The organism is Pseudomonas sp. P1_F7 (assembly GCF_056405655.1).
In genome coordinates this window covers 175,241-188,819 of sequence record NZ_JBFUBR010000018.1, presented here as the reverse complement: position 1 = coordinate 188,819, position 13,579 = coordinate 175,241, and the positions used below count along the sequence as shown (strand labels likewise).

11 protein-coding genes and 1 rRNA gene are annotated in these 13,579 nt (G+C 59.8%); 5 read left to right on the top strand and 7 right to left on the bottom strand.

Going from position 1 to position 13,579, the window contains the following annotated elements; translation table 11 throughout:
- Both rrf and mrdA read left to right on the top strand, forming a co-directional pair.
- A 5S ribosomal RNA gene (rrf, locus tag AC1D1M_RS25705) occupies window positions 1-87 on the top strand; the annotation flags it as partial.
- Window positions 88-298: 211 nt separating this feature from the next.
- A complete protein-coding gene (gene mrdA / locus AC1D1M_RS25700; protein ID WP_477777799.1) occupies window positions 299-2,191 on the top strand; it encodes a penicillin-binding protein 2 in 1,893 nt (630 codons plus the stop codon).
- A 12-nt stretch (window positions 2,192-2,203) separates the two neighbouring features.
- On the opposite strand, the gene AC1D1M_RS25695 is transcribed toward mrdA, so the two are convergent.
- On the bottom strand, window positions 2,204-3,163 hold the full coding sequence (locus AC1D1M_RS25695) for a LysR family transcriptional regulator (protein WP_477777798.1): 960 nt from the start codon (window positions 3,161-3,163) through the stop codon (window positions 2,204-2,206).
- 154 nt (window positions 3,164-3,317) lie between these two features.
- On the opposite strand from AC1D1M_RS25695, the gene AC1D1M_RS25690 reads away from it, so the two are divergent.
- The 3 genes from AC1D1M_RS25690 to AC1D1M_RS25680 are packed head-to-tail and all read left to right on the top strand — an operon-like array spanning window position 3,318 to window position 6,297.
- Window positions 3,318-4,619, top strand: coding sequence for an MFS transporter (locus AC1D1M_RS25690; RefSeq protein ID WP_477777797.1), 1,302 nt, complete (start codon window positions 3,318-3,320; stop codon window positions 4,617-4,619).
- The gene (locus AC1D1M_RS25685) at window positions 4,616-5,371 is read left to right on the top strand and encodes a class II aldolase/adducin family protein (protein ID WP_477777796.1); all 756 of its coding nucleotides are present in this window, start codon (window positions 4,616-4,618) and stop codon (window positions 5,369-5,371) included. Before AC1D1M_RS25690 ends, AC1D1M_RS25685 begins: the two co-directional genes overlap by 4 nt.
- On the top strand, window positions 5,368-6,297 hold the full coding sequence (locus AC1D1M_RS25680) for a 2-hydroxyacid dehydrogenase (RefSeq protein WP_477777795.1): 930 nt from the start codon (window positions 5,368-5,370) through the stop codon (window positions 6,295-6,297). Before AC1D1M_RS25685 ends, AC1D1M_RS25680 begins: the two co-directional genes overlap by 4 nt.
- Window positions 6,298-6,475: 178 nt before the next feature.
- Here AC1D1M_RS25680 and AC1D1M_RS25675 read toward each other — a convergent pair whose 3' ends face one another.
- The 6 genes from AC1D1M_RS25675 to AC1D1M_RS25650 are packed head-to-tail and all read right to left on the bottom strand — an operon-like array spanning window position 6,476 to window position 13,578.
- A complete protein-coding gene (locus tag AC1D1M_RS25675; RefSeq protein ID WP_477777794.1) occupies window positions 6,476-7,606 on the bottom strand; it encodes a glycosyltransferase family 4 protein in 1,131 nt (376 codons plus the stop codon).
- A complete protein-coding gene (locus tag AC1D1M_RS25670; RefSeq protein ID WP_477777793.1) occupies window positions 7,607-8,737 on the bottom strand; it encodes a glycosyltransferase family 4 protein in 1,131 nt (376 codons plus the stop codon).
- Window positions 8,721-10,088: a glycosyltransferase family 4 protein gene (locus tag AC1D1M_RS25665; RefSeq protein WP_477777792.1), complete on the bottom strand. Its 1,368-nt coding sequence runs from the start codon at window positions 10,086-10,088 to the stop codon at window positions 8,721-8,723. The genes AC1D1M_RS25670 and AC1D1M_RS25665 overlap by 17 nt, the downstream gene beginning before the upstream one ends.
- Complete coding sequence (locus tag AC1D1M_RS25660) at window positions 10,085-11,338, bottom strand: ABC transporter ATP-binding protein (protein ID WP_477777791.1); 1,254 nt, start codon at window positions 11,336-11,338, stop codon at window positions 10,085-10,087. Before AC1D1M_RS25660 ends, AC1D1M_RS25665 begins: the two co-directional genes overlap by 4 nt.
- On the bottom strand, window positions 11,338-12,135 hold the full coding sequence (locus tag AC1D1M_RS25655; protein WP_477777790.1) for an ABC transporter permease: 798 nt from the start codon (window positions 12,133-12,135) through the stop codon (window positions 11,338-11,340). The genes AC1D1M_RS25660 and AC1D1M_RS25655 overlap by 1 nt, the downstream gene beginning before the upstream one ends.
- Entirely contained in the window at window positions 12,136-13,578 is a 1,443-nt protein-coding gene (locus AC1D1M_RS25650) for a mannose-1-phosphate guanylyltransferase/mannose-6-phosphate isomerase (RefSeq protein ID WP_477777789.1), read from the bottom strand. It abuts the gene before it with no gap.
- Between the last annotated feature and the right edge of the window lies 1 nt (window position 13,579).

Genomic DNA, 13,579 nt, shown 5'->3' with positions numbered 1-13,579 from the left:
TGATCCCATCCCGAACTCAGCAGTGAAACGATGCATCGCCGATGGTAGTGTGGGGTTTCCCCATGTGAGAGTAGGTCATCGTCAAGATTAAATTCCGAAACCCCTATCTGCGTACGCAGGTAGGGGTTTTGTTTTTGTCCGCAGGAAAGCAGGGGGCGAGCTGGCTCGTCCACTCAAGGTCAATTGTAAAAAAAATCACATAAACCTGACTCCGCGCTTTTGGTAAGGTGCAGCTCATTTTTAATGGACTGAGTTTGCGCCCACGGATCGGCATTCTTTTCAAAGAGTTGCTGCACAAGTGCCTGAACCGATACCGATCAAGGACCACGAAAAAGAAACACACCTGGTCAACAAGAGACTCATGGCCTGCGCCTTGTTCGTTGCCGCCATTACCTGTGCTCTGGTGGTACGTCTGTACGTCCTGCAGGTAGTCGAGTTCGACTATCACTCAACCATCTCCGAAAACAACCGCGTCCACGTCCTGCCAATTACGCCTACCCGCGGGTTGATCTATGACCGCAACGGCGTGCTCCTCGCAGACAACCGTCCCAGCTACAACCTGACCATCACCCGCGAACGTGCTTCCGATGTAAACGAAGAGCTGGACGAGGTAGTCAATCTCCTGCACTTGCCCGCTGAAGATCGCACGCTGTTTGACAAGGCGATGAAGCAGGCACATCACCCCTTCGTACCCGTGACGTTGTTCTATGAACTGAGCGAAGAGCAGATTGCCGTACTCGCTGTGAATGAGTTCCGCCTGCCGGGCCTCGATGTCGAGCCGCAGTTCGTTCGACACTATCCGTTGGGCGCGCACTTCGCTCATTCGGTCGGCTACGTCGGACGTATCAATGAGAAAGAGTCAAAGGCTTTGGATACGGTCGAGTACCGAGGCACCCAATCCATCGGCAAGACCGGGATCGAAAAATTCTACGAGACACAACTGCACGGCCATGTCGGTTATGAGGAAGTCGAAACCAATGCTCAGGGCCGCGTGCTGCGAGTGCTCAAGCACACTGACCCGGTGCCAGGCGAAAACATTGTCCTGAGCCTCGACGTCAAGCTTCAGGAAGCCGCCGAGCAAGCCCTGGGCGATCGTCGTGGTTCCGTGGTCGCGCTCGATCCGTCGACCGGTGAAGTGTTGGCCATGGTCAGCAACCCGAGTTTCGATCCGAATCTGTTCGTCACCGGTATCAGCTCCAAGGAATACTCCACGCTGCGCGACTCCATCGACCGCCCGCTGTTCAACCGTGTGTTGCGCGGTCTGTACGCGCCGGGTTCGACCATCAAGCCGGAAGTCGCGATTGCCGGCCTCGATGCGGGTGTCGTCACGCCACAGACCCGTGTGTTCGACCCCGGTTATTACCAACTGCCGGATTTCGATCACAAGTACCGCAACTGGAACCACAGTGGCGATGGGTGGGTGGATATGGATGCGGCGATCATGCGTTCCAACGACACCTATTTCTATGACCTGGCACACAAGCTCGGTATCGATCGCCTGCACGACTACATGGCCATGTTCGGACTGGGTGAGAAAGTCTCCCTGGACATGAATGAAGAATCCCCCGGCCTGATGCCATCCCAAGCCTGGAAGCGCGCCACGCGTCGTCAGGCCTGGTTTCCTGGTGAGACGGTGATTCTCGGTATCGGCCAGGGCTACATGCAAGTCACGCCGCTGCAATTGGCCCAGGCTACGGCCCTGATTGCCAACAAAGGTGTGTGGAATCGCCCGCACCTGGCCAAAACCGTGGACGGCGTCGCGCCGGTGGATGAGCGTCCGATGCCGAACATTCTGCTCAAGGACCCTCGCGACTGGGAGCAGGTCAACCACGGCATGCAGATGGTGATGCACGATGCCCGCGGGATTGCCCGGGCCGCAGCGTCAGGGGCGCAGTACCGTATCGCCGGCAAGAGTGGAACCGCGCAAGTGGTGGCGATCAAGCAGGGCGAACGTTACAACCGGGAGAAAACCCGCGAGCGTAACCGCGACAATGCCCTGTTCGTCGGTTTTGCCCCGGCCGAGCACCCGAAGATCGTGATTTCGGTGATGATCGAAAACGGCGAAGCGGGTGGTCGCGTCGCCGGACCGGTCGTGCGTGAGATCATGGACGCCTGGCTACTCGATCAGGACGGCCACCTCAAGCCGCAGTACGCCGCGCCGAGCAAGGCGCCGGGCGATCCTCACGTCTGAACCCCCATGGCTTCACAGCACAGGCTCACGGATGCTGAGCATGTGCTGGAAGCTCTCGAGGAACACGGTTTCGGCCTGGCTCATCTTCTGTTCGCGATTCCACAACAGCTGGATGTCGAAATCCACCACCCCGTCTTCCGGCGGCAAGCGCCAGAGCAGACCTTGTTCGACATCCCGGCGCACCAGATGCGTGGGCAAGGCGCCGATGCCGTAACCTGCGCAGATAAAACGATAAATTTCTTCGAAACTGGTGGAAGAGGCGACGATCTTGCCGGTGAAACCCTGTTGGTCACGGAACAGCGTCAGGGGTGAAAGATTGCCGCCTAATTGATCGCTGGTGAAGCTGACAAAGTTTTCCGCAGCGAGCTGTTCCAGGGTCAGATTCTCTTGCCCGAACAGCCTGTGTCGCTGGCCACAAAAGTAAGCATAGGTCTCTCGAAACAGCACCCGTTGCTCCAGTCGCGGCTGTGGCAAGCGGCACAGGCCGACGCCGATGGTCGCAGTCTTTTGCAGCAGCGAACTGATGATGTTCGAACTGCCCATCACCTCGACTTCCAGCTCGATTTTCGGATGGGTTTCATGGAAATCCGCGAGGAAATCATCGTAATGCCGCGCCTGCACACCGCTGACGGTGAGGATGCGGATCTTGCCCACCACGTCGTCGTGACGGCTCTCCACCACCGTCCCCAGGCGTGAAATGTCCCCATAGATATCCGCTGCTATGCGCAGGACTTCTTCCCCGGTTTCCGTCAGGTCAAAGCGTCGCCCGCTGCGGGCAATCAACACGCATTCCAGTTGTTCTTCCAGTCGTTTCAGCGCCTGGCTGACCGCCGACTGGGTGATGTGCAGGCGCGCGGCAGCGCGGCTCATGCTGCCTTCCTGGCCGATGACCAGATAGGTGCGCAGCAGGTTCCAGTCGAGGCGGTCATTGAGAAAGCGCCGGCCGACCCATGGGTTGGAAGTGGAGGGCATAAAACCTCATGCAGTAGCAGTGCTAATAGTAAAGATAAGAATTTGAAAATTGACTAATCCTTGCACGGAAGCGATAAAGCCCACAAGCGCCACAGAGCGCAACCGTTACCAGCCTCAACACCTGCCCAAAACTATAAGTACACAGGGTCCTTGCATGCACACTACCGCCCAACCGCGCCGAGCCGCGGCCGCTGCCTTCATTGGCACGACCATCGAGTTCTACGACTTCTACATCTACGCCACCGCGGCGGCGCTGGTCCTCGGGCAAGTATTCTTCCCCAGCAGCGACCCGGTGATGAGTACCCTCGCGGCGTTCGGCAGTTTCGCTGTCGGCTTCATTGCCCGGCCCATGGCCGGTATGGTGTTCGGTCATCTGGGCGATCGTCTTGGGCGCAAGAAAATGCTGTTGGTGACCATGGCCCTGATGGGGGTCGCCACCGCGGGTATTGGCTTGCTGCCGAGCTACGCCAGCGCCGGCATCTGGGCGCCGATCGGCTTGATCGTGTTGCGCTTGATCCAGGGCATTTCGGTCGGTGGCGAGTGGGGCGGCGCGGTGCTGATGGCCAGCGAGCATGCACCGGCCGAGCGCAAGACGTTCTACGCCTCGTTCGCCCAACTCGGCAGCCCGGCCGGCTTGTTGCTGGCACTGATCGCTTTTCGTCTGGTGACGTCCCTTGAGCCAGAGGAGTTCCTCGCCTGGGGTTGGCGCCTGCCGTTCCTCGCCAGCGGCGTGCTGATGATGGTCGGCCTGCTGATCCGTTCCGGCGTTCACGAGTCGCCGGAATTTGCCAAGGCCAGGGACAACAACGAGACCGCCAGGTACCCGGTGATGGACGTGATCCGCACCTGCTGGCGGCAGATCCTGTTCGCCGCCGCTGCCGTGACCATCGGCTCGGCCGGGTTCTTCTTCACCAACACCTTCATGATCACCTACGTCACCCAATATCAGGGCATTGCCCGTTCGACGATTCTCGATTGCCTGTTTCTGGTGACTGTCATCCAGTTGCTCTCGCAACCGCTTTCGGCGCTGATCGCCGAACGTATCGGCGAAGGTCGTTTTCTCAAATGGGTCGCGCTGTTGTGCATGGTCACGCCGTACCCGATGTTCCTGCTGGTAGGCACGCAGAACATTGTGTTCATGACTGCGGGCATTGCCCTGGCGGTGGTGATTCTCTCGGCGCTATACGCGGTGATCGCCGGCTACATGACCCAGGCCTTCCCGGTGCACCTGCGCTACTCGGGCATTTCCATCGCCTACCAATTGGCTTGCGCCGTGGCCGGCGGCACCACGCCGCTGATCGGCACCCTGCTGGCCAGCAAGTTTTCCGGACAATGGTTGCCGCTGGCGGTGTTCTTCACCTTGCTCTCGGCCCTGTCCCTGATCGGTGTTTGCGGCCTGGCCCGCCTGCGCGCCAACCCGGTCATCACCCACGCTGCCAAAGAGGTGTATTCGTGAGTAAACCTGCACACATCGACCCGGTTGAATGGCAAGCCCGTTGCGAACTGGCTGCGCTGTATCGACTGGTCGCGCACTTTCGCATGACCGACCTGATCGACACCCACATCACCCTGCGGATTCCGGGGCCCGAGCACCACTTTCTGATCAACCGTTACGGGGTGATCTTCGACCGCATGCGCGCCTCGGACCTGGTGCGCATCGATCAGGACGGGCGGGTGGTCGATCCAGAGTACGCAGGCCATCGGGTCAACGCCGCCGGCTTCGTGATTCACTCGGCGATCCACATGGCGCGTCCGGACCTGAACTGTGTGATCCACACCCACACAGCGGCCGGTATGGCGGTCGCGGCGCAGAAGCAGGGCTTGCTGCCGATCAGTCAGCACGCGCTGAAGTTCTACGGCAAGCTGGCCTATCACACCTATGAGGGCATCGCGCTGTCGCTGGATGAGCGCGAACGCTTGATTGCCGACCTCGGTCCGCACCGGGCGATGATCCTGCGCAACCACGGTTTGCTGGTGGGTGGTTCGGGCGTGGCCCAGGCGTTCCAGGAGATCCATTTTCTGGAGCGGGCCTGTCAGGCCCAGGTGCAGGCGCTGGCCGGTGGTTCGGCACTGCATTACCCGTCGCCGGAAGTTTGTGCGCACACCGCCGAGCAGTTTGACCGTGATGAGCAGGACAACATCATCGACCTGGCCTGGGAGGCCGCTCTGACCCTGATCGAATCCCAGCGCGAGTCCTATTTGTCATGAATACCGTGGTTCTGCTGTCCCGCGACACCTTGCTGCTCAAGCAATTGCAAGCGGCGTTTGCCCGCAGTGCGCCGCAGCTCACCGTGGTGCTGGCCGATGATTCCCGGGCCGCCAATGCGCAGATGGCGGCGTGCTGGTTTCCCTTGCCGGGCAGTCTCGGCGCATTGCCGAACCTGCAGGTGATTCACTCGGTGGCCGCCGGTATCGATCACCTCGATCACGATCCGTCATGCCCGGATCTGCCGATTTGCCGTGTGGTCGACCCGGGCCATCGCCAGGGCATGACCGAGTACGTGCGCTGGGCGGTGATTCACTATCACCGTGGTTTCGATCAGGTGTTGTCGCAACAGCGGGAGCAACGCTGGGAGCGGCCGCTGCAACGGGCGGCGGGGCAGTTCAAGGTCGGTGTGATGGGGCTCGGATCGCTGGGCAGCGCGATTGCTCTGGATCTGGCCGCAGCCGGTTATGACGTGCGCGGTTGGGCACGGCGCAGCAAGGACTTGCCGGGTGTGCGCACGTTCGCCGGGGCGGATGCGTTGCATCCGTTTCTCGATGGCGTCGAATTGCTGATCAACCTGTTGCCACTCACCGGCGAAACCCGCGGGATTCTCGGACGAGCCACTTTCGAGCAGCTCGCCAGGGCGGCGGCACTGGTCAACTGTGGCCGGGGCGGTCATTTGGACATCGACGATCTCGAACAGGCACTGGCGAGCGGGCACTTGCGTGGCGCCTTGCTGGATGTCTTCGAACAGGAACCGCTGCCGGTCGACCATCGGCTATGGAATATGCCCGGCGTAACGATCACCCCGCACATGGCTTCGGCGGCTTCCCATGACTGTATTGCCGAACAAGTGGCGGAAAACCTCCGTCGATTGAATATCGGCGAACCGTTATTGAACTGTGCGGACCGATTGCTGGGTTATTAAACGCAAGTTCGATCCACCTATTAAGGCGTGCCTTGCAAAATCGCGCGCCTGGTTGGGCGAGCGATAATAAAATTTCGCCTCAACCGTTTTCCTGCCAGTCAAAACAAGCGAGCCGTCGCGCTCCAACCGTCGAATCCAAAGCCGGCAACCACAAGACGCTTGAAGAATGGATGAAGCGTCAGGCGTAGGCGAGGGCTTTCTCTTCCAGCAGTTCCTCATACAATGCCGCCCATTTGCGACCCATTTCTTCCGCCGTAAACAGAGTTTGATAACGGGCCTGCGCCTTCTCGCCCATTTGCGCCGCCAGCACCGGGTTTTCCCAAAGCGTGCGCATCGCCTCACGAAACGCCGATGGATTACTCGGCGGCACCACCAGCCCGGTTTCGTTATGGATGTTGATGTAACTGGTCCCCGTGCCAATCTCACTGGAGATCATCGGTTTGCCGTACATCGCACCTTCCAGCAGCGAAATGCCAAAGGCTTCGGAGCGCAGGTGCGATGGGAACACGATGGCGTAGCTCAGTTGCAGCAGCGCTACTTTGTCCTCCTCCCCCAAACGCCCGAGGAAGTGGACATTGCGTAAACCCAAGGCGCTCGCCTGGGCATGCAGCTCTGCTTCAAGCGGGCCGGCACCGACAATCACTGTCGGGTAATCCAGGTCCTTCAGGGCGTCGAGCAGGATGTGCAAGCCTTTGTAGTAGCGCATCACACCTACAAACAGAAAGAACTTGTCGCCCAGCTTTTGCCGCCAGTGAGCCGTTCGATTGCTGTCCGGCTGTGGGTAACCTGCCTTGTTCAATCCATAGGGGATCACTCGGGTCTTGTGTTGAAACTGTTGCAACACATCACTGGTGTGCAGGTAATTGGGCGATGCAGCGACGATCCGGTCGGCGCTGTGCAGAAAGCGATTCATCAGCGGCCGGTAAAGTTTGAACAGGTGTTTCTGGCGGATGATGTCCGAGTGGTACGTCACCACGCTGGGTTTGTTCAGGCCGCTGGCGAAATGCACCAGGTCCATGAACGGCCATGGAAAGTGGTAATTGACCACATCGGCCTCGGCCGCCAGCTCGCGAAACTGTTTGAAGACGCTCCAGGAAAACCCTGTGGAGGCGAACTGAATGTCGAGCCTGGCTCGATGGACTTCATGTTGAGCGATCTGCATCACCGGCGGTGTCGGATCGGCACTGAGTGTCAGCACCTTGCCTTCAACGCCGTGCAGGGCACCGCTTTCGCACAACTGGAAAATCACTTGTTCGATCCCGCCGACCGAGTCAGGCAGGTACGTCTTGAAAAAATGAAGAACTCGCATTCAACCTCCCATTGCCTGGCGGTAAGCGCTGGCCGTGACTTGCGCGCAGCGTTCCCAGGTAAAAAGCCTTGCCTGTAGCAATCCGGCTTCTCGGCATGCCTGCCAATGCGCTAGATCCTCGATCAGACGACTCATTGCATCGCGCAAGCCGTCGGTTTCATCCGGTTCAACATAGTTACCCGCAGAGCCTGCCACTTCGGGCATGGCCGAACGTCTGGTCAGAATGACCGGCGTGCCGCAGGCCATGGCCTCCAGCACCGGCAGGCCAAAACCTTCGTAAAGCGACGGAAAAATCAATGCCCGGGCACCGGCCAGCAGCTGCGCAACGTGCTCGTCAGGCAGATAGCCCAGCAAACAGACATGACCGCAGGCCAGGGCCTGGTGCAATTCTCCGCTGAACTGCTCGCGCTGCCAGCCGGCCATGCCGACGATCAGCAATGGAAAACGCTGACGGACCGATTCCGGCAATCGGGCGTGGGCGCGCAGGGCTAGGGACAGATTCTTGCGCGGCTCCAGGGTACCGACACAAAGGAAGTATTCCCGCGCTTCAACGCCATGGTTCTTGAGTACGGCGTCGATAGCCTTGGGGGACCGCGGGTGAAAACGCGCGGCTACACCCAGCGGTGCGACGACAAATCGCTCGGCTGGTAACCCGAAATGCGCCTGGGCTTCGTCAGCAATGAACTGCGAGTCGGTAAGAATCAGGCTTGCCTGTCGCACGCCGTCGGCCACGCGCCGTTCGATTTCTCGCAAGCGCGCCGGTGGCTGCGTTTCGGGATAGTGCAGGTGAGTCAGGTCATGCAGGGTGATGACGGTCGGGCCGTCGAACGACAGCGGCCACAAACTTGGTTCGTGGTAGAGGTCGATGGCTTGCGCGCGGCCTTGATCGAAGCGTTTCTGCTCCAGCCACCGTCGGGCCTGATAGGCCCCTGGAATCTGCCGCAGCAATGGTGTCAGTCGGGAGTAACCGGGCATGGCCGCTTCAGGTAGAACAGCACTCCAGCCCCAGCCATGAAACAGCGCCAGTTCAATATCCGGTTCACCCGCCAGGGCGTTCGCCAGTTCGGCAACGTAGTGGCCGATGCCGGTGCGCGGCGCCTGGAGAATCCGGGCGTTAAGGGCAATGCGCATGTTGCCTCTCTTGTACGAGCGGCACGTCCGAGAGATTGCGCAGGGTGCGTTCGGCCAATTGCGCACTGGCTTCACGCCAGCCGATCCAGCGCCAGTCCGCGACGTCGCGCGTGGCCGGGAATTGACCGCTGCTCTCGAAACGAATGACCAGATCAGCCAGGCTTTGTGGCTCGGCCAGATCGAAGTACGCCATGAACTCGCCGCCGATTTCGCGAAAGACCGCAATGTCGCTGCCCATGGCCGGCAGTCCACGCTGCATGGCTTCTACCAGCGGCAGGCCGAAGCCTTCCACAAAAGACGGAAACACCAGTGAGCTGGCGTGGGTGTAGGCATGCTCGAGGCTGGTGTCGCTCAGGTCATTGAACATGAACAGTCGTTGGTTCAGCTGCGGGTGATTACGGACCCGAGCCAGCAGTGCATCGCATTTCCAGCCGACTCGCCCGGCAATGCACAGCCGGGCCTTGGAGCCTGTCGCCCAGGCCCGTTCGAAGGCGTCCAGCAGGTAGTCGTGGTTCTTGCGCGGCTCGATGGTACTGACCATCAAAAACACCGGCTCCGGCGTCGCGAACAGTCGGGCAAGACGCGGTTCCACGGCGGCGTTGACTTCGCGCAGATCGAGTTCGGAGCCCAGGTGGAAATAATCGAACCACAACTCGGTGGCCTTGGCAGAGCCCAGACGGCGCTCAACCTCCTCACGCACCTGATCGCGCACCGTGGCGGAAATGGCCACGTAGCCATCGGCGGTTTGAGTGATCCAGTCGAACCACTCATTGAAAACCTGCACCAGCCGCGTGTCGTAAAACTGCGGATGCGTCAGGGGAATCAAATCGTAGATCACTGAAACTATGCCCACGCCTTCACGTTTGAGCTGTTCGGCAAACGGGAAAAAGTCGGTGTGCCAGGACGAATCCAGCAGCACCAGTTGATCCCCTGGTTGGTGCTGCAACGGCGCGCAACGTTTGGGCAGTTGATACTGATTGAGCTGGTCGATCAGACGCAGCGGCACGCTGAAGCAGGTCAGCGCTGTCAGTCGATAAGTCACGTACACCACGCGTCGGGCGAGTCGCGACGTCAAGCGTTGGTCGAGCCGCTGGTGCCATTGCCAGAAACGATGTGCCAGCCGGCCAAGTCGCCCGCCGAACATCATCAACTGATCGAAAAACGGAATGTTCAGCGCACCGAGTTTCAGTACCCGATAGAGTTTGCCCTTCAGCATCACAACCGGGATGCATTCAACACCGTCGACCGATTCCGGTAGCTGGTTGACGACGTTGCGCACCACCCGCTGAATGCCCGAATTTACCTTGGGGTGCTGGAATACGTGCGTGCACTCCACCAAAAGACGCGTCATGGCGTGCTCTCCGAAGTGACCGGCGCGCTTGAGCGTGTGACAGTGGTCTTCGCGGCCAGCCACGAGCAGCCGACAAAATCTTCCTGGCGGTTGTTGATCACATGGAACACCAACCCGTAATCGCGCCACTCGAAGTTGCGGTCCAGGTGCGAATCCAGGCGAGACAAGCTCAACGCCACGGAATAGTTACCCTTGCCCAGCCCCATGACGAAAGCAAAGCGATAGGTCACGCGCTCGCCAGCCTGCAGATCGGTCAGCGCCTGATCCTGGCGATGGGTGTTGATGCCGTACATGGCCTGGCCCAGGCGATCCTTGATCATGAAGCCCAGTACCAGCCGTTCGATGTCCTGGCGAACCTCGACATTCACCTCCAGCACGACCGGCTGGCCGACTTCGGCGGCGTCGATGGAGCGTTCATGTTTGTCGAGCAAGCGCACGGTCAGAATCCTGGCTTCACCCGTTCCCGAAATGGTACTGACCTGACCACCAGCGAGGGCTTCCTGGCGCACGGTCTGTCCTTCACGCTTGGCGAGCAGGGCGTTGTAGTAATCCATGACGGTTTCGGGTGTGTCGTGCATGGCCATGTGGCCGTTTTCCAGGAGGATCGCCGAGTCGCAGATCGACTGAATCGCCCCACGGTCATGGGAGACGATCAACAACGTGGTACCGGCTTTGCGAAAGCTGCGGATGCGGTCGAAGCTTTTGTGCTGGAAGTAGGCATCGCCCACCGACAGTGCTTCATCGACGATCAAAATGTCCGGGCGCCGCGCGGTGGCCACGCTGAACGCCAGACGCATTTGCATGCCGCTGGAATAGGTGCGCACCGGGTGGTCGATGGCGTCGCCTATTTCCGCGAAACGTTCGATTTCCGGCATCAACGCTTCTATTTCTTCGACCTGCATGCCCAGCAATTGCCCGGCCATGACCGCATTCTGCCGGCCCGTAAAGTCCGCATGAAAACCCATGCCCAACTCCAGCAGGGCGGCGACGTGGCCTTCGAGCTCAATGGTGCCGCAGGTGGGTTGGGTGGTGCCGGTGATCATCTTCAACAAGGTGCTTTTGCCGGCGCCGTTGACCCCGACGATACCCACCGATTCTCCGGGGGCAATCTGGAAGGTCACGTCCTGTAGCACCCAGTGCTGGTGATGGCGGATCGGCGAGAACGGGACCAGCCATTCAACCAGTCGACTCCAGCGGGTAGGGTATTGTTTATAGGCCTTGCCCAGGCCGGTGACGCGAATGTGCCCCATCAGAGTTCATCCACCATTTCACCGACCCTCTGCCGAAACAGCCGCAGTCCGATGACGAAGAGCAATACGCTGGCGACCATGATCGGCAGCAGCGAACTCCAGACGGGCCATTGGCCGTACAGGAAGATGTTCTGGTAGCTGGTGATCAGGTTGGTCAGGGGGTTGAATTGCAGCAAGCGCTGCACCCAGTCGGGCAGGATGCTCATCGGGTAAACGATTGGCGTCAACCAGAACCAGAATTGCAGACAGATGGCGAAAAATTGCCCGACATCGCGAAAAAACACATTCAATACACCAAGAATAATCCCCAACCCGGCACAGAACATCACCTGTAATGCCAGCAGAGGAATGAGCGCCAACAGCGCCAGGCCCGGTAGTCGACCGGTGATCAACAGAAAACCGAGGAACAGGCCGATGATGATTGCGAAGTTGATACCGGCATTCAACAGCACGATCACCGGCAGGCAGATCCGTGGAAAGCTGATTTTTTTCAGCAGGTTGGCGTTATCCAGAAACATGTTCTGGCTGCGCACGGTGATTTCTGCGAACAAGCCCCAGGTCAGCAACCCGGCGCAGAGGTAGATGCTGTAGGCCATGCCGTCATCTACCCCTGGCAAACGCGCGCGCATGATGTGGGAAAAAATCACGGTGTAAACAATGATCATCGACAGTGGATTGAGCACAGTCCACAAGGCACCGAACAACGAATTGCGATAACGCGCCTGAAACTCTCGCTGGACGCTACCGAGGATGAACCCTCGATAGCTGCTCAGCGTGCGGTAAAGGGAAAGCAGCATTCAAACCGTCCTGCCGTATTGATCTTCGAAGCGGACGATGTCGTCCTCTCCCAGGTATTCGCCGCTTTGCACTTCGATGATCACCAGGTCGATCACGCCGGGATTCTCCAGGCGATGCTTGTGACCGGCAGCAATGAAGGTCGATTCGTTCTTGGCCACCAGGTGAGTGCCGGTGCCATTGTTGGTGACCTTGGCCATGCCCTCGACCACCACCCAGTGTTCATTGCGATGGTGGTGCATCTGCAACGACAACTTGGCGCCGGGCTTGACCACGATGCGTTTGATCTTGAAGCGTGGACCTTCCTCGAGCACGGTGTAGGTGCCCCATGGACGACTGACCGTACGGTGCAGGCGATAGGCTTCGTGCTCTTTATCCTTGAGTTGCCTGGCCACCCGGCGCACATCCTGGGCGCGGTCGGCGTGGGCCACCAGCACCGCGTCGGCGGTGTCGACGATGATCAGGTTATCCACACCCACGGTCGCGACCAGACGGTTATCGCTCTGGACGAAGTTGTTGTGGCTGTCGATGAAAATAGACTCGCCGACGGCGCGGTTGTTCTGTGCATCCGCCGGTACCAGCGCGGCCACCGCACCCCAGGAGCCGATGTCGCTCCAGTCGAAACGGGCCGGCACGACGACCACCTTGTCGGAGCGCTCCATCAACGCGTAGTCGATGGAAATGTCCATGATTTCGCCAAACAGGGCCGGCGACAGTTCCTGTTGCAGGCTCCCCGCGTTTTCCACCGCAGCGCTGGCGGCCATGCAGGTCTGCGTCTGCTCCAGCAAGGCGGGAGCATGGGTTTGCAGCTCGGCCAGCACGCTGGCGACCGAGAAGCAGAACATCCCGGAGTTCCACAGGAAGTTGCCGCTTTCCAGGTAATGAGTCGCGGTTTGCAGGTCGGGTTTTTCGACGAAGCGCCGCACGCTGGCAGCGCCTTTGTCGTCCAGCAATGTGCCGGCTTCAATGTAGCCAAAACCGGTTTCCGCAGCGGTCGGCACCACACCGAAGGTCACCAGGTGACCGCGCCTGGCCAATGTCACTGCATGCTCGACTGCGTCCTTCAGCGCGTCGACATTGACGATCAGGTGGTCGGCGGGCATGACCAGCATGATCGCGTCGTCACCATGCAGGGCCTGCAGGGAGAGGGCGGCGGCGGCAATGGCCGGCGCCGTATTGCGACCTGTCGGCTCCAGCAGGAAGTGCCCGCGATGACGACCCAGGTGCGCGTCCCGAAAGTGATCCTTGCTCTGGAAGTAGTACTCGCGGTTGGTCACCGTGACGATATCGCCCCAGCCGTCGAGCAGGTCCGCGGCCCGCCGATAGGTCTTGCCCAGTAGCGACTGGCCGTCAGGCAAGGCCATGAACGGCTTGGGATGGCCTTCACGCGACACCGGCCACAACCTTGTCCCGGCACCGCCGGAAAGAATCACGGGAATCAGCATG